This window comes from Frankia torreyi, assembly GCF_000948395.1.
In the GTDB taxonomy this organism is placed as follows: domain Bacteria; phylum Actinomycetota; class Actinomycetes; order Frankiales; family Frankiaceae; genus Frankia; species Frankia torreyi.
In genome coordinates this window covers 64585-87671 of record NZ_JYFN01000024.1, presented here as the reverse complement: position 1 = coordinate 87671, position 23087 = coordinate 64585, and the positions used below count along the sequence as shown (strand labels likewise).

At 74.1% G+C, this 23087-nt stretch carries 13 protein-coding genes and 6 pseudogenes; 5 read left to right on the top strand and 14 right to left on the bottom strand.

The window, feature by feature from the left end:
• Positions 1-169: 169 nt before the first annotated feature.
• Positions 170-4450: a bifunctional nitrate reductase/sulfite reductase flavoprotein subunit alpha gene (locus tag FF36_RS16155; protein WP_044885904.1), complete on the top strand. Its 4281-nt coding sequence runs from the start codon at positions 170-172 to the stop codon at positions 4448-4450.
• Positions 4451-4574: 124 nt separating this feature from the next.
• Positions 4575-5641, top strand: a pseudogene (locus tag FF36_RS40870) (hypothetical protein); the annotation flags it as partial.
• A gap of 97 nt (positions 5642-5738) precedes the next feature.
• Here the strand turns inward: FF36_RS40870 and FF36_RS16145 are convergent.
• From FF36_RS16145 to FF36_RS16110, 9 genes and pseudogenes are all read right to left on the bottom strand, one after another.
• Entirely contained in the window at positions 5739-7721 is a 1983-nt protein-coding gene (locus tag FF36_RS16145; RefSeq protein ID WP_044885902.1) for an MFS transporter, read from the bottom strand.
• Positions 7721-8206, bottom strand: coding sequence for a MarR family winged helix-turn-helix transcriptional regulator (locus FF36_RS16140; RefSeq protein WP_242418806.1), 486 nt, complete (start codon positions 8204-8206; stop codon positions 7721-7723). Before FF36_RS16140 ends, FF36_RS16145 begins: the two co-directional genes overlap by 1 nt.
• Positions 8207-8279: 73 nt before the next feature.
• Positions 8280-9431, bottom strand: coding sequence for a phosphotransferase family protein (locus FF36_RS16135; RefSeq protein ID WP_044885901.1), 1152 nt, complete (start codon positions 9429-9431; stop codon positions 8280-8282).
• Positions 9432-9689: 258 nt separating this feature from the next.
• A complete protein-coding gene (locus tag FF36_RS16130; protein WP_044885900.1) occupies positions 9690-10364 on the bottom strand; it encodes a YqjF family protein in 675 nt (224 codons plus the stop codon).
• 83 nt (positions 10365-10447) lie between these two features.
• Complete coding sequence (locus tag FF36_RS32875) at positions 10448-10618, bottom strand: antitoxin (RefSeq protein ID WP_009742703.1); 171 nt, start codon at positions 10616-10618, stop codon at positions 10448-10450.
• 103 nt (positions 10619-10721) lie between these two features.
• Positions 10722-12585 (bottom strand): annotated as a pseudogene (locus FF36_RS16120) (SpoIIE family protein phosphatase); the annotation flags it as partial.
• Between the two features lies 1 nt (position 12586).
• Positions 12587-13073 (bottom strand): annotated as a pseudogene (locus tag FF36_RS38150) (SpoIIE family protein phosphatase); the annotation flags it as partial.
• Between the two features lie 83 nt (positions 13074-13156).
• Positions 13157-13717, bottom strand: coding sequence for a biliverdin-producing heme oxygenase (locus tag FF36_RS16115; RefSeq protein WP_236705990.1), 561 nt, complete (start codon positions 13715-13717; stop codon positions 13157-13159).
• A 177-nt stretch (positions 13718-13894) separates the two neighbouring features.
• Positions 13895-14524 carry a type 1 glutamine amidotransferase domain-containing protein gene (locus FF36_RS16110; protein ID WP_082121960.1) on the bottom strand — a complete coding sequence of 210 codons (630 nt, stop codon included), beginning with the start codon at positions 14522-14524 and terminating at the stop codon, positions 13895-13897.
• A 321-nt stretch (positions 14525-14845) separates the two neighbouring features.
• Between FF36_RS16110 and FF36_RS16105 the strand changes: the two genes are divergently transcribed.
• The 3 genes and pseudogenes from FF36_RS16105 to FF36_RS16095 all read left to right on the top strand — a co-directional run bounded on the left by FF36_RS16105 (position 14846) and on the right by FF36_RS16095 (position 17301).
• Complete coding sequence (locus tag FF36_RS16105) at positions 14846-16048, top strand: aromatic ring-hydroxylating oxygenase subunit alpha (protein WP_199865411.1); 1203 nt, start codon at positions 14846-14848, stop codon at positions 16046-16048.
• Between the two features lie 207 nt (positions 16049-16255).
• Positions 16256-16636, top strand: a pseudogene (locus FF36_RS40400) (2OG-Fe(II) oxygenase family protein); the annotation flags it as partial.
• A gap of 350 nt (positions 16637-16986) precedes the next feature.
• Positions 16987-17301, top strand: coding sequence for a hypothetical protein (locus FF36_RS16095; RefSeq protein WP_044885896.1), 315 nt, complete (start codon positions 16987-16989; stop codon positions 17299-17301).
• 108 nt (positions 17302-17409) lie between these two features.
• On the opposite strand, the pseudogene FF36_RS16090 reads toward FF36_RS16095, so the two are convergent.
• From FF36_RS16090 to FF36_RS16075, 5 genes and pseudogenes are all read right to left on the bottom strand, one after another.
• Positions 17410-17989: pseudogene (locus tag FF36_RS16090) on the bottom strand (amidohydrolase family protein); the annotation flags it as partial.
• A gap of 1 nt (position 17990) precedes the next feature.
• A pseudogene (locus tag FF36_RS38140) lies at positions 17991-18282 on the bottom strand (amidohydrolase family protein); the annotation flags it as partial.
• 25 nt (positions 18283-18307) lie between these two features.
• The gene (locus tag FF36_RS16085; RefSeq protein WP_044885894.1) at positions 18308-20113 is read right to left on the bottom strand and encodes an SDR family NAD(P)-dependent oxidoreductase; all 1806 of its coding nucleotides are present in this window, start codon (positions 20111-20113) and stop codon (positions 18308-18310) included.
• A 45-nt stretch (positions 20114-20158) separates the two neighbouring features.
• On the bottom strand, positions 20159-22351 hold the full coding sequence (locus FF36_RS16080; RefSeq protein WP_044885893.1) for an NERD domain-containing protein: 2193 nt from the start codon (positions 22349-22351) through the stop codon (positions 20159-20161).
• Between the two features lie 186 nt (positions 22352-22537).
• The gene (locus FF36_RS16075; RefSeq protein WP_044885892.1) at positions 22538-22954 is read right to left on the bottom strand and encodes a hypothetical protein; all 417 of its coding nucleotides are present in this window, start codon (positions 22952-22954) and stop codon (positions 22538-22540) included.
• Positions 22955-23087 lie beyond the last annotated feature (133 nt).

The following is a 23087-nucleotide window of genomic DNA, read 5'->3' as shown; positions in this document are numbered from 1 at the left end:
ATCGTACGGACGCCGTGGCACCGGCGCCCCAAGTCTCACATGGAGCTGGCAGCCGAGGTGCGCGCGACGTTACCGCCGCCGCCGGCGCGCGCGATGCCCGCGAAACGGGTCGTTCCTACAGTCGGTGCGGACATCGCCCGGCTGTCCCTGGTCAGGGAGGGGACCACCCATGACCGCACCCGCCCATCCGGCCCCGACCCGCCAGGACATGGCAGGTCAGGTGCGGTCGGTCTGCTCCTACTGCGGGGTCGGCTGCGGGATGGTGCTCGACGTCGAGACAGGCGACGACGGCCGGCGCCGCGTCGTCAAGGTCGCGGGCGACCGCGACCATCCGGCCAACCGCGGCCGGCTGTGTACCAAGGGCGCCACCAGCGCGGAGATGCTGGCCGCGCCGGGCCGGCTGACCAGCGCGCTCGTGCGCGGCGACCGGCAGGGCGAGCCGGCGGCGGTCGACGTGGACGCCGCCATCAGCCGGGTCGCCCGGGAGCTGCGCCGGATCGTCGACACCCACGGCCCCGACGCGGTCGCGTTCTACGTCTCGGGGCAGATGTCGCTGGAGGCGCAGTACCTGGCGAACAAGCTGGCGAAGGGGTTCGTCGGCACCAACCAGATCGAGTCGAACTCGCGGCTGTGCATGGCCAGCGCTGGCAGCGGCTACAAGCTGTCGCTCGGCGCGGACGGCCCGCCCGGCTCGTACGAGGACTTCGACCACGCCGAGGTGTTCTTCGTCATCGGCGCGAACATGGCCGACTGTCACCCGATCCTGTTCCTGCGGCTGCTCGACCGGGTCAAGGCCGGTGCCCGGCTCATCGTCGTCGACCCCCGGCGCTCCGCGACGGCCGCCAAGGCCGACCTGTTTCTCCAGATCAACCCGGGCACGGACCTCGCGCTGCTCAACGGCCTGCTCCACCTGCTGGTCACCGGCGGTCACATCGACGAGGCGTTCATCGCCGAGCACACCGAGGGCTGGGCGGCGATGCCGGCGTTCCTCGCGGACTACCCGCCGGACCGGGTCGCGGAGATCACCGGCATCCCGGCGGCGGACATCCGCCGGGCGGCGCAGTGGATCGGCGCGGCCGGGGCGTGGATGAGCCTGTGGACGATGGGCCTGAACCAGTCGACCCACGGCACCTGGAACACCAACGCGCTGTGCAACCTGCACCTGGCGACCGGGGCGATCTGCCGGCCGGGCGCGGGCCCGTTCTCGCTGACCGGCCAGCCGAACGCGATGGGCGGGCGGGAGATGGGCTACATGGGTCCGGGCCTGCCGGGGCAGCGCTCGGTGGTGGCCGCGGACGACCGCGCCTTCGTCGAGCAGCAGTGGGGCCTGCCGGCGGGCACGCTGCGCACCGACGCCGGGCGGGGCACTGTCGACATGTTCGCCCGGATGGCCGCCGGCGAGATCAGGGCCTGCTGGATCATCTGCACGAACCCGGTGGCCTCGGTCGCCAACCGGCGCACGGTGATCGAGGGGCTGGAGGCGGCCGAGTTCGTCGTCGCCCAGGACGCGTTCGCCGAGACGGAGACGAACGCCTACGCCGACGTGCTGCTGCCCGCCGCGATGTGGGCCGAGAGCACCGGCGTCATGATCAATTCGGAACGGAACCTGACCCTGGTGCAGCAGGCCGCCGACCCGCCCGGCCAGGCCATGGCGGACTGGCGGCTCATCGCCCGGGTCGCCGCCGAGATGGGCTACGCCGACGCCTTCACCTACCGCGACGCCGAGGAGGTCTTCGCGGAGATCCGGGCCTTCCACAACCCGCTGACCGGCTACGACCTGCGCGGCGTCAGCTACGACCGGCTGCGCGAGACGCCGGTGCAGTGGCCGGCCGCGGCGGCGGACGGCCCGGCGCGCAACCCCGTCCGGTACCGCAACGACGGGGTCAGCCAGCGCCTCGTCGAACGGCCCGACGGGACACGGCCGCGCCTGGCGTTCGCGACCCCGTCGGGGCGGGCGGTGTTCCATCCGCGTCCGCACCTGCCCGCCGCCGAACTGCCCGACGACGACTTCCCGTTCGTGCTGAACACCGGCCGCGTCCAACACCAGTGGCACACCCTGACCAAGACCGGCAAGGTCGCGAAGCTCAACCGGCTCAACCCGGGCCCGTTCGTCGAGATCCATCCGCGCGACGCCGAGGCCCTCGGGATCGGCGACGGCGACGCGGTCGAGGTCGCCTCCCGGCGCGGACGGGCGGTGCTGCCGGCGGTCGTGACCGACCGGGTGCTTCCCGGGAGCTGCTTCGCCCCGATCCACTGGAACGACCTGTTCGGCGAGTACCTCAGCGTCAACGCGGTCACCTCCGACGCCGTCGACCCGATCTCGTTCCAGCCGGAGCTGAAGGTCTGCGCGGTCTCCCTCATCCGGGTCGCCGCCGCGTCGCCCACCGCGCCGGCCGATCTCCCCGCGGCGAGCGCCCCTCCCGCGGACGCGCGAACCGCGCCGACCGCAGCGGAGACGCCGACCGCAGCGGAGACGCCGACCGCGGCGGAGACGCCGACCGCGGCGGAGACGCTCGGGGAGCTGTTCGGCCTGCGGGCAATCGCCGCGCCGGCCCTCGGCGACGACGAGCGGCGCTACCTCGCGGGTTTCGTCGCCGCCCTGGGCGGTGCGGTCCCGGGGGCACCGGGCGGGGTTCCGGTCCTGCCGCCCGGTTCTCCCCTCTCCCCCGCGCAGGCGGTGTGGGTCAACGGCGCGCTCGCCGGGGCGTTCTCCCGGACCCCCGTGCCCCCGCTCGCCTCCGTGCCCCCGCTCGCCCCCGTGGACGACGCGGAGGACGGGACGGGACCGGGGACGCGGGAGGTCACCGTGCTGTGGGCGTCCCAGACGGGCACCGCCGAGGACTTCGCCGTCACGACCGCCGCCGAGCGGCTCACCACCGCCGGTTGGACGGCGCGGGTGCGGTCCATGGGTGAGTTCTCGCCCGAAGAGCTGCGCGACGGCGGCGACCTGCTCGTCATCACGAGCACCTTCGGCGACGGCGAGGCGCCGGACAACGGCGGCGACTTACTGGAGTCGCTGTCGGCGCCGGATGCGCCCCGCCTGCCGCACCTGCGCTACGCCGTTCTCGCCTTCGGCGACTCCAGCTACGCCGACTTCTGCGGCCACGGCCGACGCGTCGACGAGCGGCTCGGCGAGCTCGGCGCGGTGCGACTGGTGCCCCGGACAGACTGCGAACCGGACTATGAGCAGGACGCCGCGAGCTGGCTTCACGCCGTGCTCGCCGCGCTGGCCCCCGCGGACCACGGCGCCCCCAGGAAGCCGGCCGGCCCTGCGAGGCCCGCCGGCCCGGAGAACCCGGCGGGCACGGCGCCGGCCACCGTCGCAAGCCGGCCCTCCCGCACCGCGCCGACCGCCGCGCCGCTGATCGGCAACGAGCTGCTCAGCCGGCCCGGTTCAGCGAAGGAGGTGCGGCGGTTCGCCTTCCGCACCGCCGGCACCGCGCTGACCTACGAGGTCGGTGACGCCCTCGGCGTCTGGCCGGTGAACGGCGCCGACCTCGTCGCGGAGTGGCTGGAGCGCACCGGTGCCGACCCGGGCCAGCCCGTGCCCGTCAGCGGGGTGGGCGAGATGCCGTTCGCCACGGCGCTGCGCAGCCACCTGGACATCACGGGGATCACTCCGGCGTTGCTGCGGTTCGTCGCCGAGCGCAGCGGTGACCGCGACCTGCACACCCTGCTGCGCCCGGACAACTCCGACGCGCTCGCGCAATGGACGTGGGGACGCCAGGCGGCGGACGTGCTCGCCGAGCTGCCCGTGCGGGCCGGGGCGGCCGAGTGGGCGGGGGTGCTGCGGCGGCTGCAGCCCCGGCTGTACTCGATCTCGTCGAGCCCGCTGGCCCATCCCGGCGAGGTGCATCTGACCGTGTCGGTGGTCCGGTTCGACGGTCGGGGCGGCCGGGCCCGCGGGGGCGTGTGCTCGACGTTCCTCGCCGACGGACCCGGTGAGGCGCCGGTGCCGGTGTTCGTGCAGCGCTCGGCCCACTTCCGTCCGCCGGCCGACCCGGACACGCCGCTGGTGATGATCGGACCGGGGACGGGTGTGGCCCCGTTCCTCGCGTTCCTGCAGGACCGCCGCGCCCGCGGTGCCCGCGGCCGGACGTGGCTGTTCTTCGGCGAGCAGCGCCGGGCCACCGACTTCTACTACGCCGAGGAGCTCGCCGCGCTGCAGGCGGACGGCACGCTGCACCGCCTGGACGTCGCCTTCTCCCGCGACCAGCGGTCGAAGGTCTACGTCCAGGACCGGATGCGCGAGCACAGCGCCCGGCTGTGGTCGTGGTTGCAGGACGGCGCCCACCTCTACGTCTGCGGCGACGCCAGCCGGATGGCCGCGGACGTCGACCGCACGCTGCGCGAGATCGTCGCCCTGCACGGCGGACTCGACGCCGACGACGCCGCCGCCTACGTCCGCCAGCTCACCGCCGACCGCCGCTACCTGCGCGACATCTACTGACCAGCCGCCGCCAACAGGTCATCACGGAGTGTCAACCACGGTCGGACGCGTAGCGCCCTGGACACTGTCCCGCATCTGACGATGCGGCCGTGGGGTGGGGCCGGGACCCGTGGAGAGGACGACGATGCGCTCGGTGCGTACCCTCATGGCCTCCGCCGCTGCGGCGGTGCTGGCGACGATCCCGATGGCGGGGCCGGCGGCGCAGGCCGCGACCGGCGAGCGGGCGGGGCCGCGGCCGGTGGCCGGCGGATCCGACCAACCGGTCGCGCCGGTCGATCTCGGGTTCGCGCCCGACCTGCCCTACCACTCCGCGACGGCGATCAACGACCGCGGGGTGATCGTCGGGACCGCCTCCGGCGGCTCGTACGACCTGCACGGCTTCCGCTGGGCGGCGGGGCGGTCGGCGGCGCTGCCGGACGACGCCCCCGGCCCGTCCGAGATCAACAATGATGATCAGATCGCCGGGTTCGTGCCGCACCGGGACAGGCTCAACACCGGGTTCGTGCTCGGCGCCGGGCGCGGCACCGTCGACACCGGCTTTCCGGTCGGCGGCCAGAACGAACGCGGTGAGGTCGTCGGCGCCCTGCCGGGGCCCGACGGGAACAGGCGCGCGGTGCGCTGGTGGCGCGGCCAGACCATCGACCTCGGCGCCCCGCCCGCAACGTCGAGCGACGGCGTGGCGATCAGCGACGGCGGCCAGATCGCCGTGCGGGTCAGCGACGCGGACGGCAACCACGCCCGCGTGGCCCGCTGGGCCGGCGGCCGGCTCGACGCGCTGCCCACGCTGCCCGGTGGGGGCGCGGCCTGGGCGACGGACATCAACAACCGCGGGGACATCGTCGGCTGGGCGGACACCGCCACCGGCTCCCGTCACGCGGTCGTGTGGCTCGGCCGGCGCCTGATCGACCTCGGCGCCGCCCTGCCCGACCGCACCAGTGAGGCGACGGCCGTCAACGACGCCGGGCAGGTCGTCGGGCAGACGTCCGACGCCGGCGGCCAGCCCGGCCACGGTGTGCGCTGGGACCTCGGGCGGCCGCGAGACCTCGGGACCCTCGGCGGCACGACCAGCGTGCCCATCGCGATCAACGACCGTGGGGACGTGATCGGTGACAGCACCACCGCCGACGGCCACCGCTACGGCTTCCGCTGGTGCGACGGCCGGATGACCGGTCTCGGCGATCTCGGCGGCGGNGAGAGCCACGCCGCGGCGATCAACGACCGCGGTCAGGTCGTCGGCGCCGCGCAGCTCCCCGGCGGCCGTACCCGCGCCGTCCTCTGGCAGTGATCGTCAGGAATCGCGGCCCGGCCTGCCCACGCCCTCGCTGCACGGCCTGGACTCGACGCCCGGACCAGCATCACTACCGCGTGCCGGCCGACGTTGCCCGTCGGCGTCGTCACCGCTATGCGCATCGGGCGCCTCCTCGATGATCCTCTCGGACTGCCGCCCGATCTTTACCCCGACCGGCGGCGCCCCGGGCGCGGGCGGACCGGCCGGGCGGGCGGGGGTGGCGCCGCTCGGCACCGACGCCCCGCGCAGCACCGAGGCGAGGCCGGCGAGCACGCCGAGCCCGGCGGCGACCGCGAACACGATGACGAGCCCGTGGTGGAAGGGCCCGGCGAGCAGCTCGGGGAAGAACTCGCGGCCGGTCAGCGTCGCCCGGTTCGCGGACGGCACGGCGGCCAGTCCGCCGCCGGCCGACAGCAGGTGCTCGACCGGGTTCACGCCGAGGACGGTGGCGAACAGCGACGACACCGGCGGCAGCGCGGCGACATCGTGGGCGACCCCCGCCGGCACGCCCTGCGCGCGCAGGCCGCCGTCCAGCGCGTCCGGCAGGGTGGCCGCGAGACCCGCGATCATCAGCGAGAAGAACACGCCGATGGACAGCGCGGTGCCGGAGTTCTGGAACGTCGCGCGCATCCCCGAGGCGGCGCCGCGCTGCTCCGCCGGCACGCTGCCCATGATCGCCGAGGAGTTGGGGGCGGCGAACATCCCGCCGCCGATCCCGTTCAGCCCGATGAACAGGGCGAACGCCCAGTACGGGAAGTCGACGGGCAGCAGCATCAGGCCGACGAAGCTGCCGGCGAACACGGCCATCCCGGCGGAGGCGAGGCCACGGGCGCCGAACCGGTCGGACAGGAAGCCGCAGACCGGCCCGGCGACGAGGATGCCGACGGTCAACGGCAACAGGTAGATCCCGGCCCACAGGGGCGTGTCCTCGTAGTCGTAGCCGTGCAGCGGCAGCCAGATCCCCTGCAACCAGATGATGAGCATGAACTGCAGGCCGCCGCGGGCGACGGACACGGCGAGCCCGGCGACGTTGCCGGCGGCGAACGCCCTGATCCGGAACAGCCCGAGCGCGAACATCGGATCGGGGTGCCGCCGCTCGACGGCGACGAAGGCGGCGAGCAGCGCCACTCCCCCGACGAGCAGGCCGACGACCGCGGGATTGGTCCAGCCCATGGCGTGCCCGCGGTAGGGCTGCAGGCCCTCGGTGACGGCGATCAGCACGGCGGCCAGGCCGACCGCGAAGGTGATGTTGCCCCACCAGTCGATGCGCCGGGGGCCGCCGCGCGGCGTGGCGGTCTCGCGCAGCCGCCGGTACGCCCACACCGTCCCGAACACCCCGACGGGCACGTTCACCCAGAAGACCGCCCGCCAGTCCAGCACGGCGAGCACGCCGCCGGCGACGAGGCCGACGAACTGGCCGGCGAGCGAGGCGACCTGGTTGATGCCGAGCGCGAAGCCCCGCTGCTCGGCGGGGAAGGCGTCGGTGAGGATCGCGGCGGAGTTCGCGGTCAGCATCGACCCGCCGACCGCCTGCAGCACCCGCCAGCCGATCAGCCACAGCGCCCCGCGGCCGGCGTCGAACGGGTCGAACGACAGCAGGATCGAGGCGAGCGTGAACACCGCGAACCCGGCGTTGTAGATCCGGACCCGGCCGAACAGGTCACCGAGCCGGCCCAGGGCGACGACGAGCACCGCCTGCACAAGCCGGTAGCCCATGATCATCCAGAGCAGGTAGCCGACGTTACCCGGGGCCAGCGGGTCCAGGTGGATGCCGCGGAAGATCGGCGGCAACGCGATGAGAACGATCGACCCGTCGAGCGCGGACATGAACACCGCCGCGGTCGTGTTCGCCAGCACCACCCACCGGTAGTTGTCGTCCACACCCGCCGCCGCGACGGACCTCCCCGCGCCGAACCTCCCTGCGCCGAACCTCCCCGCGCCGAACCTCCCCGCGCCGGATGTCCGCGGCCCGGAGGCCGGCATCAGACGCGTTCCGCGAGGCGTTCGAGCAGCGGCGCGGCCGCGGCGAGCTGGTCCAGTTCGGCCCGGGTGAACCCGGCCGACAGCGCCCCGGTGAGCAGCTCGGTGCGCGCGTCGCGGCGGCTGCGCAGCGCCGCGAGCCCCGACCCGGTCGGTGAGAGGATCACCTGCCGGCCGTCAGCCGGATCGCGACGGCGTTCGACCAGGCCGCGAGCCTCCAGTGCGGCGAGGGTGGCGCCCATGGCCTGCGGGCTGATCTGCTCGAGCCGGGCCAGCGCCGCCGCCGTGGCCGGGCCGCCCCGGTCCAGGCGGGCCAGCGCCGCCGACTCGGGCATCGTCAGCTCCCCCGCGGGCTGGGCCTGGCGCAGCCGGCGCACGAGCATCCCGAGGCTCAGCCGCAGGGCGACGGCGATCTGACGGATGTCAGGAAGGACCTCTGGAAGGTCATCGGGCTGGTCGTCGGGCTGGTCGTCGGGGTCCGAGGGCATTTCATCAGGCTAGGTTGATAAACCTGGACTGACAAAATCTGAACTGCGAGTGTCTGGACTGCCACGCCGGGCGTCAGGCAGCCCCCGAGCCCACGCCGGCGCGGGCCTCGTCGAGTACGCGGGCGAGCAGCCGGGCGGCGAACTGGTCGATCGGCGGCACCAGGTCGGGCGGCAACAGCTCGTACTGGCGGATCAGCCGGGTGACCCGGGCCGCGAGCAGGGTGTGACGCAGCGAGGCGAGCAGGAGGTAGTAATCCATGTCCTCCATCGGCCGGCCGAGGAGCTCGGCGTAGCGGGCCACCGTCGCCGCGCGGTCCGGCAGGCCGGGCAGACGCGCCAACCCGACGCCCTCGCCGAGGTGGCGGTCGAGGTGCAGGAACCAGCCGAGGTCGGTCTCGGGCTGGCCAAGCGACACCATCTCCCAGTCGAGCACGGCCGCGACCCGCTCCCCCTGGAAGATCAGGTTCCCGATCCGGGCGTCCCCCCACACCAGCCGGACGGGATGGCGCTCGGCCGGCGGATGGTCGTGCAGCCAGGCCAGCGCGTCGTCCACCACGCCCCGGGCGGCCTCGTCGACGGCGAAGAACTCCAGGTGACGCTCGTAGGCGGCGAGCTGCTGGACCGCTCCGACCGGGCCGTACTCGGGCTGCCCTGCGAAGTCGAGCCCGAGCCGCTGCGGGTCGAGCCGGTGGATCCCGGCCATCGCGACCAGGCCCGCGTCCCAGACCCTGGCCCGCGCGGCCGGCGCCATCTCGATCATGAAGCCCTGCATGTGGTAGGGCGGGAGGTCGGCGGGCACGTCGCCGTCGACCCGACCGAGCACGACGAACGGCGCGCCGAGCACCTCCGGGTCGAGCTCGTGACCGTACACCGGCGGCACCGGGACGTCGGTGTCGCGGGCCAGGATCTCGGTGACGCGGCACTGCTCGGCGAACCGGTCCCACGGGTAGAGCCGGAACCGCCGCGGCGCCATCCGCACGACCAGCGGCAAGGAGACCCGCTGCCCGTCCGGCCCGATCCGGGTCGCCGGCAGCAACACCAGCTCCCCGGAGAACCCCTGCCCCGACGGCACGGTCGGCTCACCGACCTCCCACCGCACCCCCGCCGTCCCACCACCCGCCGGGCCACCACCCGCCGGGCCGGTGGCATCGGCGGGATGCTCGGCGAGCCAGGCGGCGAGCCGAGCCCGCAGCCGATCCGGATCGGTCTGGAACGGGACGGCCACCGCGCACCCCCTCGCGCCAGACCGGACGGCATGGCGGTCGACCCTCACCTCGGGCGAGACCCGAGGACTGCCCGCGGACGAAAAAATCACACCGAACGGAACATTCTCCCGAGCCAGCCTCCCGCCGACCCCCGCGCCGCGCAAGCACCACAGGCGGTTCCGCGCAACCGCGCCTCACCGCCTGGCCGCGGGGCGCCGCAACCCGCCCGCCGCTGCGCAGGAACCACCGCACCGGCATCGGCGGGCGCGAAACCACCATTACGGTCGCTGCGCTCCGATCCGGACGTCGACGCCCGGCGAGTAGTGCACGAGCGGGTCGCCGGTCGGATGCGGCAGCCCGGCCGCGGTGAGCAGGTGATCGTCGACGTCGAGCAGGTCGGCGCGGTGCAGCGGCCACGGCTCGTGCCAGACCGGGGCGTGGCGGCGCCGCCCGCCGGCGGCGCTGAACAGCCGCCAACGGGCGGTCAGGGAGTGCTCGCGCGGGCCGAGGTCGGCGGCGGCGAACGGCGCACCGATGCGCACCCGCACCCGGCTCTCCGCCGCCGCCGGACGCGGGGCCCGCCGCCGGCACCGGTAGGTGATCTCGTCACCGACCCGGGTCAGCGCCATCGACGACCAGAAGTACGGCAGCCGGAACCGCGTGCGGGCGACGACGACGGCGCCGAGCCGCGCGGCGTCCAGCGAGAGGAACCACACCCCGTGCCGGCCCGCAGCGTCGACCACGTAGGTCCGTACGTTCGTCTCGCAGAACGTCGTCACCGGCCCGAACCCCCGGCCGCCTGCGCTCGCCACCCGCATCCGGAACGGCACCAGTCCCACCCAGGGGGCGCCGTCGAGGACCTCGACCCGCAGGTGCGCGGGCACCAGTCGCGACACCACCGCCGGGTCGAACGCCCAGTGCACGAACGTCAGCTCCGCCCACCGCTGCGTCATCGTGGGTCGCTCGACACGGAACGGGCAGGACCCGCCCGCAGCAGGGACTCCGCCATCCCCCAGGTGGGGGCGGCGGGGGGAGGTCAGGTGCGGTCCTGGATCTCGCGGACGGCGCGGTCGATGTGGTCGGAGTGCTTGTGGTCGGTGCGGTCGTCGACCACGTCGCCGAGCTTGGCGACGGCGGCGTCGATCTTGTCGTCGTGCTCCTCCGCCAGGTCGCCGAGCTTGCCGAGCGCGCCCTTGAAGTCGACCATCGAATGCTCCCCTTCGTCGGATGCCGGGCCCAGGGCCGCGGGCGGGACGCACGGCGTCGTCACCTCCGCGGCGGCCGGGTCGCCGGCACGATCCTGCCGCCGCTCATCCTTCCAGGTGGTGAGGAGCGGTGGCGCCGGAACGGCCACGCCGCCGCAGCAGGAGCAGGGTGGCGTCGTCGTCGTTGTCCGGGTCGCGGCAGGTCCGGAACAGCGAGTCGCCCAGGCCGCGCAGGTCCGGGTGGGCGGCCGCCGCGGGGACGGCCTGGGCGCGCAGCCGCTCGATGCCGACGTCGGGGGCCTCGGTGCGCCGCTCGGTGAGTCCGTCGCTGAACAGGGCCAGCGCGTCCCCGGGCGCGAGGCGCACCTGCGCCGTCCACCCGCCAGCCCCGCCAGCAGCGGCCTCGCCGCCTGTCCCCGGAGGCATCGTGCCCGCCAGGCCGGGGATCGCGGCGCCCACCGGCGGGGCGATCTCGACCTCGACGACGACCGGCTCCCCCACGGTCGGCAGCAGCACCGGCGGCGGGTGACCGGACGAGGCGATCTGCGCGAGCCCGGTCACCGGGTCGGTGACGGCGACGGCGACCGTGGCGATGGCCTCCGGCAGCAGGGCGGCGGCGAGCCGGTCGAGGCGGTGCAGGACGCTGCGGGCGGGCCGCGGGTCGGTGGGGTCGAGGTCGACGACGTAGGCACGCAGGGCGTTGCGCAACTGCGCCATCGTGCCGGCGGCGGCGACGCCGTGGCCGGCGACGTCGCCGACGATGAGGGCCACCCGGCCGTCGGGCATCGGGACCGCGTCGTACCAGTCGCCGCCGACCCGCCCGGCGGCCGCCGGGTCGTACCACGCCTCGATCTCGAAGCCGGGAATCGACGGGAGGCGCTCGGGCAGCAGGCTCTCCTGCATCAGCCGGGCGAGGTCGGCGCCGCGGCGGGCCGGCGGGTACACCAGTCGCAGCAGATGCTGGCGCAGTTCGGCGGCGATCGCGAGGTCGTGGGCCGACCAGGGGCGGGCGCGGCCGCGGACGACCTCGCGCCAGCGGTCGAACGACCGGCGCGGGCTGAGCCGCACCCCGGCGCCCTCCTGGGCGGTCAGCTCCTTGTTGCGCGGATCGCCGCCCCAGTCGACGGTGCGGACGGTCTCCGGGCGGAACCAGGCGACCCCCTCGTCGCCGGACAGTCGGAAGGCGAGGATGCCGCAGGCCACGTCGCGGTGCTCGGCGAGGTGCGGGGCGTCGCGGGGCAGCGCGTCGCAGGCGAGGATGGCGCCCTCGGTGGCGAGGGCGTCGAAGGCCGCCCGCAGCGCCGCGCGGGGCGGGACGGCGCCGAACGTGCGGTACTCGCCGTCGATCGCGACCGCGACCCCGCCGCAGGAGATCAGGTCGGCGAGGTTCGGCCCGCCCGCGGTCAGGACCTCGACCAGCGACGCACCGTCCCCCTGCGCCTCGGCGAGGAGCCGGTCGAGCGCTTCGCGGGTCGCCAGCGTCGCCTCCAGGGTCTGCTCGTTCTCCCGGGACACCAGCCGCAGCGAGAACAGGTGGCCGAGGAACTCGGCGGCGGCGCAGATCTCGTAGCCGGGTTCATGCGGGCCGGAGTAGTGATGGCAGGCGATGAGGCCCCACAACCGACCGTCGCGCAGCAGCGAGATGGACATGGACGCGGTGACGCCCATGTTCTTCAGGTATTCGATGTGGATCGGCGAGACGCTGCGCAGCCAGGCGTCGCTGAGGTCGAGCGGGCCGCCGGTGACCGCGTTCACCGCCGGGACGAGCGGGACCGGCCGATAATCCACGTCCGGGATCAGCCGCAGCCACGACCGCTCATAGAGGGCACGGGCCTGCGCGGGAATGTCCGTGGCCGGATAGTGCAGTCCGCGAAAGCTGTTCAGGCGGTCGAGTTTCGCCTCGGCGACGACCTCACCGTTCCACTCGGCGTCGAACCGGTAGACCATCACCCGATCGAATCCGGTCAGCNGCCGAACCTCCTCGACCACCACGTCGAAGAGGTCGGCGAGCGAACGGGAGCCGTTCAGGCGCAGCACGGACTGTCGGGTCCGTGCGTAGGTCCCGGAATAGGACAGCGGCCGGGCGCTGCGGGCGGGTTGCAGCTCGATGACGACCTGTTCGCCCACGCGGTGCAGCAGGGCGTCGTAACGGCGCAGGTCGTGACCGTCGCCGACGGCGAGGTCGAGCGGGCTTGCCTCGCGCAGGTCGAACGCGGTCCGCACGACGTCACGCACGGCCTTCGCCGCCGAGGCGCCGACGAGCTCCCGCAGCGGCCGGCCGACCGCGGCCGCGGCCTCGTGGCCCAGGGTCTCCGCGGTGTTGGCGGAGACCTGCACCACGGTGAGGTCCTCGTCCGCGCGGACCGCGAGCAGCACGCCATGGGGCTGCACGCTGCCCGGGATGTGGATGGGCTCGCGGTCGCAGTTCGTCAGGTCCACGGGCTCCGGCCGCGGCATCTCCGAGGGCGGCATCCCCGACGACGGCATCCCCGACGACGGCATCCCCGACGACGGCATCCCCGTGAACTCGCCGGCGCCACTCACCGGGCGAATTCCGCCTCGAGGGCGCCGAACAGGGCCGCCGCGGCGCCGGCGCAGGCCTCCACCCGCGCCGCCTCGCCAGCCGTCGCGGCGCGGATCGCCTGGCGGACCTGGCTCCAACGCCGGCCGACCTCGTCGCCGTAGGAGCCGAAGAACGCCGTCGCCGCCGGCGGCACCGCCGTCGTCACGACGTGGCGGACGATGAACCGGCCGCCCAGCGTGGCCCCCTCGAATACGTACAGCACACCCATCGCCGCCGCGATGTCGTCGACCGTCGGTACCCGGGGGCGCGGCCGCGCGGCGAGGGCCGCGTCATCGACGCCGAGCAGCCGCAGATCATGCCGCAGCAGCGGCACCTTTCGCCGCGACGGCCAGTCGGGCAGCGGCGAGCCGGCGCCGGTCAGCATTTCGTCGAGCCGCGGCTCCAACGCGTCATAGTAACCGTGCATCCGCATCAGGACGTCACGATAACGACTGACCGAAAGGTCAGGCGACAGCAGCTCGAGTGCGCTTTCGAGCCGGGTATGTGCCGCGGCCGTGCTCCGCCGCAGCACCGCCATCACATCGGGAAACGCCGGAACGGAACCGCCACCGTCGTGCATAGCGATGCTGCCCCTCAGTACTCGTCGCACTCGGATTACTGCGATATGGCGTCACCTTCGCCTACCGGCAGCATACCGGCGCCGAGGTGACCGCCGTGGGGCTTGGCAACGATGCGAGGACCCCGCACCACGGCGTCAGCGCAGCTCGTCGGCGGTGGTGCGGGCGGCTTCGGTATCGCCGGTGCCGGTCGGGCCGGAATGCTGCTGGCCGGCGGGGCGGACGTGGTCCACGATCGCCGCACAGAAGGCCTTCAGATCATCCGGGCGCCGGCTGCTGATCAGCGTGTTCACTCCCGCGGTGTCGAGGACGACCTCCTCGTCGACCCAGTGGGCGCCGGCGTTGACGAGGTCGGTGCGCACACTCGGCCAGCTCGTGATCCGCCGGCCGCGCACGACCTCGGCGTCGATGAGCGTCCACGGGCCGTGGCAGATCACCGCGACCGGCCGGCCGGCGTCGAAGAAGGCCCGGGTGAATCGGACGGCGTCGCGCTGCGAGCGCAGGAAGTCCGGGTTCGCGACGCCGCCGGGCAGGATCAGGGCGTCGAAGGCGGCGGGGTCGGACTGGTCGACCGTCTCGTCGACGTCGAAGCGGTCGCCCCGGTCGAGGTGGTGGAACGCCTGGATCTTTCCGGGGGCGGTCGACACGAGGACCGGCTCGCCGCCGGCATCCCGGACGGCCTCCCAGGGCTCGGTGAGCTCCACCTGCTCAACGCCGTCGGGGGCCACCAGGAACGCGATGCGGGTGCCCGCGAGATCCTTCGTCATCAGCGTGCTCCTCTCTCGTCCGCTCTTGTCTGCTCTCGTCTGCTCTCGTCCGCGGTCTGCTCTCGGCAGCCCTGCCCGGCCTCGGCCCGGTTACGCAGGTCCGCCACACAACGATCCGGCGGTGACTCTGAGAAACATCACGTTGACGCATGGCCCGACAGCTCCGGCGACCGACCTTAATTTATTACAGAAAGCGACACATCCGCTCCTGTCGGAATGACGACTCATCCCGGAGCATCGGCCATTGAAGACGGCCACATACGATTTCCTCCGACCGGGACATATGATCTTGGGCCGCCGGTATGGCGGGTTCTCCAAGACATGTCCGCCGCATCAGGGAGGCATCCGATAGACCGCAACGAGCTCATCGACCTGACTCGACGGGCGCTCAAAATCGTCACCGACAAGACAACGGACATGACGCCCGAGGAGCGGCGTCAACCGGCGGCCGTGTACACGGAACGGGAACGCTTCGAGGCTGAGCGGGAACTCGTCCTGAACTCGCCGCAGCTCGTCGGCTACCGGTCCGAGCTGCCGAACCCGGGAAGCTTCTGCACGAAGACCGTCATGGACGTTCCCGTGCTGTTGACCCGCGGGTCGGACGGCATTGTGCGAGCCTTTCAGAATGTGTGCGCCCATCGTCAGGCGCCGGTCGCGCAGGGCTGCGGCGAGGCCGAGCGGTTCGTCTGCCCGTATCACGCGTGGACGTACGACAACCGCGGCTGCTTCGTCGGCGGCCCCGGCCGGGAGGGCTTCCCCACCACGATGGCGGGCGGCGTCCGCCTCACCGAGCTGCCCGCCGCCGAGCATTCCGGCTTCCTGTGGGTGGGCCTGCGGCCGGACGCCGGGCCGCTCGACATCGGCGCCCACCTCGGTGATCTCGGCCCGGAGCTCGAGTCCTGGAACATCGGCAACTGGGCGCCGATCGGCGAGAAGACCCTCGATTTTCCGATCAACTGGAAGCTCGCGCTGGACACGTTCGCGGAGAACTATCATTTCGCGACCGTGCACAAGGACACGTTCGCCCTGTTCACCCGGAGCAACTGCGCGCTGTTCGACTCCTACGGCCCGCACCATCGGCTGGTGTTCCCGATGCGTCACATCGGGGATATCGCCGACCAGCCGGAGGAGAGCTGGGAGCCGCTACACAACTTCGTGGTGATCTACGCGTTGTTCCCGAACATCGTCCTGTCGTGCACCGTGGCCAACGGCGAGGTGTTCCGGGTCTACCCCGGCACCGGTCCGGGCCACTCGGTGACCTACCACCAGAACGCCACCCCGATGGATCTCACCGACGAGGCGACCCGCAAGGCGGCGGACGAGATCTTCGAGTACGCCCACAGCACCGTCCGCGACGAGGACTACGTCCTGGCCAGCGACATCCAGCGGACCATGGCGACCGGCGTGCGCCCCGAGCTGGTGTTCGGCCGCAACGAGCCCGGCCTGCACCACCGGCACGCCGCCCTCGATGCCGCCCTCGGCACCGCTCTCGGCCAGCCGATCGCCGAGCCGCTCGGCCGCTGACCCCCGCGCGGGCGCCCCGCCCCCGCCCGCGCCGCCCCGGTCCGTCGCTCACCGCGCACGGACCGGGGCGCCACGCCCGTGTGCCATGAGGTTCCACCGAACCGCGCCAGGCCACTCGCCCGCAAGCCCAACGACGATCTGCGACATGTGGATGTAATGGGCGGGATCTAACGTGCTGGACGCCGAAGTCGCCGGGTGAGTCAAGGGATGCCGATGCCGACCCAGGACGCGGAGACAGCCCTCGCCCGGCTCGCCGGGATGCTGATGTCGGCGTTCGCGCAGGCCCTGGGGCTGCCCGAGGACTACTTCGCCGACCACACCGGCCGGGCCCCGAACGTCATGCGGGCCAACCGCTACCTGCGCCAGCCCGGCTTGCCGGATCCGGCGCCGGGCCAGCTCCGGATGGGCGCCCACGCGGACTACGGCGCCTGCACGGACCTGCTCGCCGACGACATGCCCGGCCTGGAGATCCTCGGCCCGGACGGGGCGTGGCACGGGGTGCGGCCGGTGCCGGGGGCGTTCATCGTCAACATCGGCGATCTGCTCGCTCGCTGGACGAACGACCGATGGCGCTCGACGCTGCACCGGGTCGTGCCGCCACCCGGCGCGCTACCCGGCGGAGACGGTCGCCGACCACCTCATGGGCAAGCTGCTCGGCCCGCGCACGCTGACCCCGTCCGCGGCGACCTCGACCAGCACCGACCGCCTCGCCACCTGACCGCCGCCCCCGCGCGGGGGACGGGTCGGCGCTCGCCCTGGCGTGATGAACGTCAACGCGAATCGCCGGGCGCGCCGGGAACTCCGTCGGCGACAGTCCGCCGGGGACGCCCGCGGCCAGCGGTTTCCGCCGAGGCACTGGTGCGGCAGGGCCGCCGGTCCCCGGCGGGCACGACCTTGGGCCCCCGGCGGGTGCCCGGCGGCGGCGTAGCGTGCCGTGTATGGCATCGGTACCCACTGCACCCGTCGTCGCGACCGGTCTCGTCGGAGGCTATTCGGCCGCCCGTCTCAGCGGGCGCCGGGAACTCGCCGGCGTCGTCCTCGCCGTCGCCGGCGCGGTCTGCGGACGCACCTGGCTGCGCACCCGCGGTCCCGTGGTGACGGGCGTGCTGCTCGGCACGTACACGGCAGCGTTCGGGGCGGCTCACCCGCTCGCGAAGAAGCTCGGAGCCTGGCCCTCCGTCCTCACCGTCGCCGCCACCGCCACCGCCACGACCTACCTGCTCGCCGACCGTCCCACCGCCTCCTCGAACTGACCGCGCCTGCTCGAACTGACTGCGCCTGCTCGACCTGACTACGCCTGCTCGAACTGACTGCGGACGAGCGCCGCGCCGCGGGGCCGCCCGCGGCCGGCGCCGTCCCGCTCAGCAGCGGTAGACCCGGGCGGCGTTGGCGGCGAACAGGCCGTCGCGGGCCGGGGCGGCAAGCTCGTCGACGAGCCGCGCGTACGTCCCGTACAGGTCGTCGAAGCTGCCGAACATGCCATCGACCGGGAAGTTCGACGCGAAGAAGCAGCGGGCCGGGCCGAAGACCTCCAGGCTGTGCGCCACCCACGGCCGGAACGACGCGACGTCGATGCGGTGCAGCGTCATCGCCAGCCCCGACAGCTTGAGGTGCACCCGCGGGCCGAGCCCGGCCAGGCGGGCCAGGCCGTCGCGCCACACCGTGGCGTGCTCCGGGTCCTCCGCCAGCGGCCAGCCGGTGTGCTCGACGACGACGGTGAGGTCCGGGAACGCGGCGAGCGCCGCAGCGGCCGCCCGCATCCCGTCCGGATGGACGACGAGGTCGTAGACCAGGCCGCGGTCCCGGAGCGCGCCGAGCAGGGCGTGCCCGGTGTCGGTGTCGAGGTCGAGACCGGCGCTGGCGCGCACGCCACGGAGACCCGGCGCGCCCGCCTGGGCGTCGAGCTGCGCCACGATCCCGGCGGCGCCGTCCCGCCCGTCGNCCCCGCCGATGATCGCCTGCGGCTGGCCGGTGGCCTTGGCGAGGCGGGCGATCTCGGCGGTCTCGGCCACGAAGTGCTCGGGCGCGGCGGTCACGTGCACGTACGCCTCGACGTTCCAGCGGCTCGCCTCGGCGAGGTACGTCGACTGATCGAACGGCCGGCGCATCCGGTCGGCGTCGGGCATGCCGACGGCGGCGAGCGAGGCGTCGGCGGCGAGGAACGGGTACCACTCGGTGCGCGCCGGATCCCAGTGGTGGACGTGGGCGTCGACGACCCGTTGCGGATGTTCCACAGCAGCCTCCCGGGGACGGGGCCGATCAGCCGAACGGTGCGAGGGCGTCGCGTAGCACGTCGTCGATCCAGGGGCCAGGTTCGGCCCCGGCCAGCGACGCGGTGACGGCCGGCGCCGGGTGCGCGCGCAGGCCCAGCCAGCCGGGCCGGACGACGAGTTCGGCGCCGGCCAACGGCGCCGTGTCCGGCGCGGCGACGAGGCTCGCCACCAGCTCGACGAGCCCGACGCGGTCGGCCGGGTACGGGCTCTCCGCGCTGACCGCGAACTCCAGCAGCCTGCCCCCCGAGCCGCCGGCACCGTCCGGGCCGCCGGCACCGTCCGGGCCGTTGGAGCCGTCCGGGCCGTTGGGGCCGATCGGGCCGGACAGTCCGGGCCCGGCCGGGGTGATCGGGGTGTCGTTGACGGAACGGGCGAGCTGGGTGACGGCCTGGGCGGCGCTGCGGCCGCCGGGGGTCAGCGCGGGCACGACATGCACGACGCGCAGTGCCCGTCCGGTCGCCGCCACGTGCCGCGCGGCGGCGCGGGACCACGCGGCATGCCCGAGGATCGTCGCCGCCGTCCCCGCGTGGCTGGTCAGGATCGCGTGCCAGTCCCCGCCCGGTTCCCCGCCGGCGCTGGTCGCGTCGGCGCCGTGGATGACGACCACGGCGTCGAGCCCGGCCCCCGTGCCCGCCGCGGCCCGGCGGATGCCCTGCTCGGCCGCGGCGAAGCCGGCCGCCGCGTCGCCGGTCCCGGTGTCGCCGACCGGCGCCGCGACGGTGCTGTAACCCCACGGCGCGAGCGCCCCGGTGAGCTGCCCGGTCAGCGCGCGATCGTCCCCGACGACGAGGCAGGCCCGCCCCGCCGAACCGGCCGGCCCGACCACACCGACGGAGCCGGCCGGTTCCGCGGAACCGGCCGGCGCGGCCGAACCTGGAGGCGCGGCTACGAGCGGGGCGGAGCGCGGGTTCGAGCCGCCGGTCGAGCGCTGCTGCGCCTGCGCCGGCGCCAGCACCGGCCGCACGAGCGCGCCCAGCGCGGCGGCCGCGCCCGCGCCGCCCGTCGCCACCGCCTCGACCAGGCGCGGCGGCGCGATCAGGGACAGCTCCGAACCGGCGGAGAACAGCACCCGCCCGCGGCACCAGCCGAACTCCTCACTCGCCAGGCGGGCGGCGGCGGGAGCCATGTGTTCCGGCTGCGGCATCGCGGACAGGTCGAGGCCGCGCGGATCGGCGCCGGCGGCGACGAGGCCCTCGGTCACCATCCGGGTGGCGGCGATGGGCGACAGCGCGTTCACCGCCACCCCCGCCGGCAGGACCGGACCGAGCTGCCAGGTCAGGGCGGCGACGGCCCGCTTGGCGCTGCCGTAGGCCGGCCCGTCGACCGAGGTCCGCGCCAGCCCGACGCCGGAGGTGACGCCCACGATCCGGCCGTACCCGCCGGCCGTCATCCACGGCAGCGCGGCGGCCAGCAGGTTGAGATATCCGCCGAGGTGGACGCCGAGCACCGCCGCCCAGTCCTCCGCCGAGGCGTCGGCGATGCGGGGAAAACGCAGGATCCCGGCCGTGTTGACAACGATGTCCAACGAGCCGAACCGGGCGACCGTCTCCTCGACGAGCCCCCGCACGGCGTCGGCGTCGGTGACGGAGATCGGCGCGGCGACGGCACGCCCGCCCTCCGCCTCGATGCGCCGGACGGTCCGCTCGGCGCTGCGCTCCCCCAGCGGCTCGCCGCGCAGGCCGTCGCCGCTGTCCAGCACGACGACGGTGGCGCCGCGCCGGGCGAGCTCCACCGACACCGCCGAACCGATGCCGCCCCCGCCACCCGTCACGATCGCCACGCGGTCCCGCACCCGGCCGACCTCCCGTCCATTCCGTCAGGTGACGCCGCTCACACGCTAGGAGCGCGACGATTTGTCGTCAACGCGGCGGCTGGCCCTGCCCGCACCCGCGCCAGCACCGACCGGCTCCCGCAGGCCGACCCAGAGGCTGTCGCGGGCCCGCGTGAGGGCGACGTAGAGCTGGCGGCGTTCCAGCACAGCGCGCTCGCGGTAGGCGTCGTCCGACTCGGTGGCGCGTCGCGGGCGCGGGAAGCGGTTGCGGTCCGGGATGTACACGCGGGCGAAATCCAGGCCCTTGGATCGGTGGTAGGTGCCCACCTTCACCGCATGAGACGTCGTCCCGTCGTACCTGGACAGCGGCACCGCCGGGATGCCGGCTCCGAGCAGGATGCGCTCCCAGCGAGCGGCCGCGTCGTTGGTCGGGGCGAGCAGGGCTATGTCGCCGTAGCGGACCCCGCGGCCGTCGTGGGCGTCGACCAGATCCGCGCGCAGCGCCGCGGCCTGTTCGGCCGGGCCGGTGACGGCGACCTCGTCGATCTCACCACCGGGACGGTCGATCTCGACGTCGCGCCGGCCGCGTTCACCGGCGACGTCGAGGTCGTCGAAGCTGTCCCCGGCGACCACCTGCTGGGCGTAGCGCAGAATCGCCTCGCGGTTGCGGTAGTTGCGGGCGAGCACGGTGGACCGCCCGACGACGGACACGCCGGCCTCCGCCAGCGTGAACCCGCCGGGGTAGACGGACTGCTGCCCGTCCCCGACGACCAGCAGGCCGTCCTGTCGGTCGCCGACGAGGGCGTGCAGCAGCTGCAGGCCGACGCAGGTCAGGTCCTGCACCTCGTCGACGATGACGGCGTCGAACTCGCCGCCGGCGCGCTCCCTCGCCAGGTCGCGGGCCAGCAGGAGCACGTCGCCGCGATCGAGGACCCCGCGGGCCGTCCGCAGCCGCTCGTAGTGCTCGTACAGCTCCCACACGGCGCGCCGGTGCGTCGGCTGCAGCGGCATGCTGCGTCCGATCCGGGCAAGCTCGGCGTACTGCTCGAAGCCGGTCAGGCCCCGGCCCTTGATGACGGTCGCGATCTCGTCCCGCCAGTACCCCGGTTCCACCCCGGAACGGCCCAGGACCGACGGGAGGCCGACGCGCCCCCACGCCAGCCAGAAGCAGTTGTCGGCGATTCCCTGCTGGTAGCGGGCACGCTCGCCCCGCTGCTCGAGATGGCGAACGGCGAGAGCGTCGACCGTGGTGAACTCGATCCGGCCGACATGCTCGGGGGCCATCCGGGCCAGCAACGCCCGGTTCACCGGCCCGAGGGTGCGGACCAGCGAGGTGAACAGCACCCGGTCCCCGCGGGCGGCCAGGTACTTGGCCCGGTGCAGCGCGACGACGGTCTTGCCGGTGCCCGCCGCGCCACGGATGCGGGCCGGTCCGGACGAGCGGCGGCAGACCAGCCGGGCCTGCATCGGATGCAGCCAGGTCATCCACGCCTCGATCGGCTCGCGGGCCGCGGCGTCGACGAGCTCCCGCCACAGCTCGTCCCGGCTGAACAGCTCGTCCCGGCTGAACACACCGTCCGCGTCCGCTGCCTGCCTGGCCGGCGGCGCCGTCGCAGCGGCGTCCGCGGCAGCCTCGCGCATCGGCGGGCACGCCTCGTCCAGGCATGCCAGCACCCGCTCCACGACGGCGGGTTCCAGCCGCAGGCCACGCCGCACCAGGTTGCGGGTGAGATCGAGTTCGCCGGTGACCTGCACCCGGTCGAGCTGCTCGGTGCCCCGCCGCCCCACGAGAACCAGCAGCGGCACCACCTCGGTCGGCGGCAGACCGGCGTCCGCCAGCACCTGCTCGACGGCCGCCGTCTGATCGGTCAGCTTGCGCAGTTCGTCCTCGGCGTCCTCGTCGCCCCGCCACAGCCGGCCGCCGTCGACCCTGGCCTCACGCCAGTTCTTCACGTCCACCACGAAGACGCCGCCCGGGCCGACCACCAGCACGTCGATGTTGGCACGGCGGGTGCCGGGCCACCGGCGGTCCGGCAGCACCCGCCACCCGGCGTCGTCCATCCCGACGAGCACCCGGACGACGTCGCGCTCTCCTCGCGCCCCCGCCTCCCAGGCCCGGCGGCTGCGGCGTAGCTCGCGGAGCAGGTCGGTCAGGTGCTGGATCTGCCGTTGGACGCCGTCGATCTCCATCCCGATCAGGACGGCCTGACCGAACGCCGACGGCTCGGCCTGGGGCACGCCCGACCGACCTGGCGACATGTCATCTCCTCCCCACCGAGAGTCACCAGGAATGGTATGCCTATGTTGGCTCTTTAGCGGCGTTTGCCGCCGATGGCGTCCTGTAGCTGCCACACTCCGCAGCCGCACATGGGGCGACCGCACATGGGAAGGAGGGTGCGGCGACGGCGGTTCCACCGCGGGCGCCGCGGTCTACCGGCGACCCGGTCAGGGGCCGGCCTGGACGTTCGCGGTCACGTCGCCCAACAGCTCACCGAGACGCTCCCAGGCGGCGTGGGCGGCCGCGGCGTTGGCGCCGGTCGGCGGGCCCGCGGCGAGCAACTGGACGGTCTTCACCGCCGCGTACAGGTACATCGGGCGGGCCCGCCAGACGGTGAGCTGCGGATAGGTCTCATCCAGCGCGCGATGGGCGGTGCGCCGCAGGGGGATGTCGGGGTTGCGGCGGCCGAGATCCATCCGGTGCAGGATGGTCACGGCCGCGTCGATCTCGTCCGGGTCCGGCCGCCAGGCGCCGGTCCGCAGCGCGGCCTCGGCCTCGGCCAGCGCCTCAGCGGCGGCCACCGCCGGATCGCCGCCACCGAAGGGCACGGGCGGCGGGGCCCAGTCGTCGTCATCATCGGTCACCCGACCACGGTCCCTCACCGACACGGCTCTGGGACGCCGAGTGATGAGGCCCATAGCGGACGAAGAATGCACTGAATTCGGCGTGCACAGCGTGCACGCCGCGCGGTCCGGCGGGTAGGTCACGTCGGCCTCA

Bases quoted from the DNA above. Each gene is read 5' to 3' on its own strand.
- FF36_RS16155 (WP_044885904.1), top strand. From the start codon at position 170: ATGACCGCACCCGCCCATCCGGCCCCGACCCGCCAGGACATGGCAGGT.
- FF36_RS16145 (WP_044885902.1), bottom strand. From the start codon at position 7,721: ATGCCGGCCTCCGGGCCGCGGACATCCGGCGCGGGGAGGTTCGGCGCG.
- FF36_RS16140 (WP_242418806.1), bottom strand. From the start codon at position 8,206: ATGCCCTCGGACCCCGACGACCAGCCCGACGACCAGCCCGATGACCTT.
- FF36_RS16130 (WP_044885900.1), bottom strand. From the start codon at position 10,364: ATGACGCAGCGGTGGGCGGAGCTGACGTTCGTGCACTGGGCGTTCGAC.
- FF36_RS32875 (WP_009742703.1), bottom strand. From the start codon at position 10,618: ATGGTCGACTTCAAGGGCGCGCTCGGCAAGCTCGGCGACCTGGCGGAG.
- FF36_RS16115 (WP_236705990.1), bottom strand. From the start codon at position 13,717: ATGGCGGTGCTGCGGCGGAGCACGGCCGCGGCACATACCCGGCTCGAA.
- FF36_RS16110 (WP_082121960.1), bottom strand. From the start codon at position 14,524: ATGACGAAGGATCTCGCGGGCACCCGCATCGCGTTCCTGGTGGCCCCC.
- FF36_RS16105 (WP_199865411.1), top strand. From the start codon at position 14,846: ATGTCCGCCGCATCAGGGAGGCATCCGATAGACCGCAACGAGCTCATC.
- FF36_RS16095 (WP_044885896.1), top strand. From the start codon at position 16,987: ATGGCATCGGTACCCACTGCACCCGTCGTCGCGACCGGTCTCGTCGGA.
- FF36_RS16080 (WP_044885893.1), bottom strand. From the start codon at position 22,351: ATGTCGCCAGGTCGGTCGGGCGTGCCCCAGGCCGAGCCGTCGGCGTTC.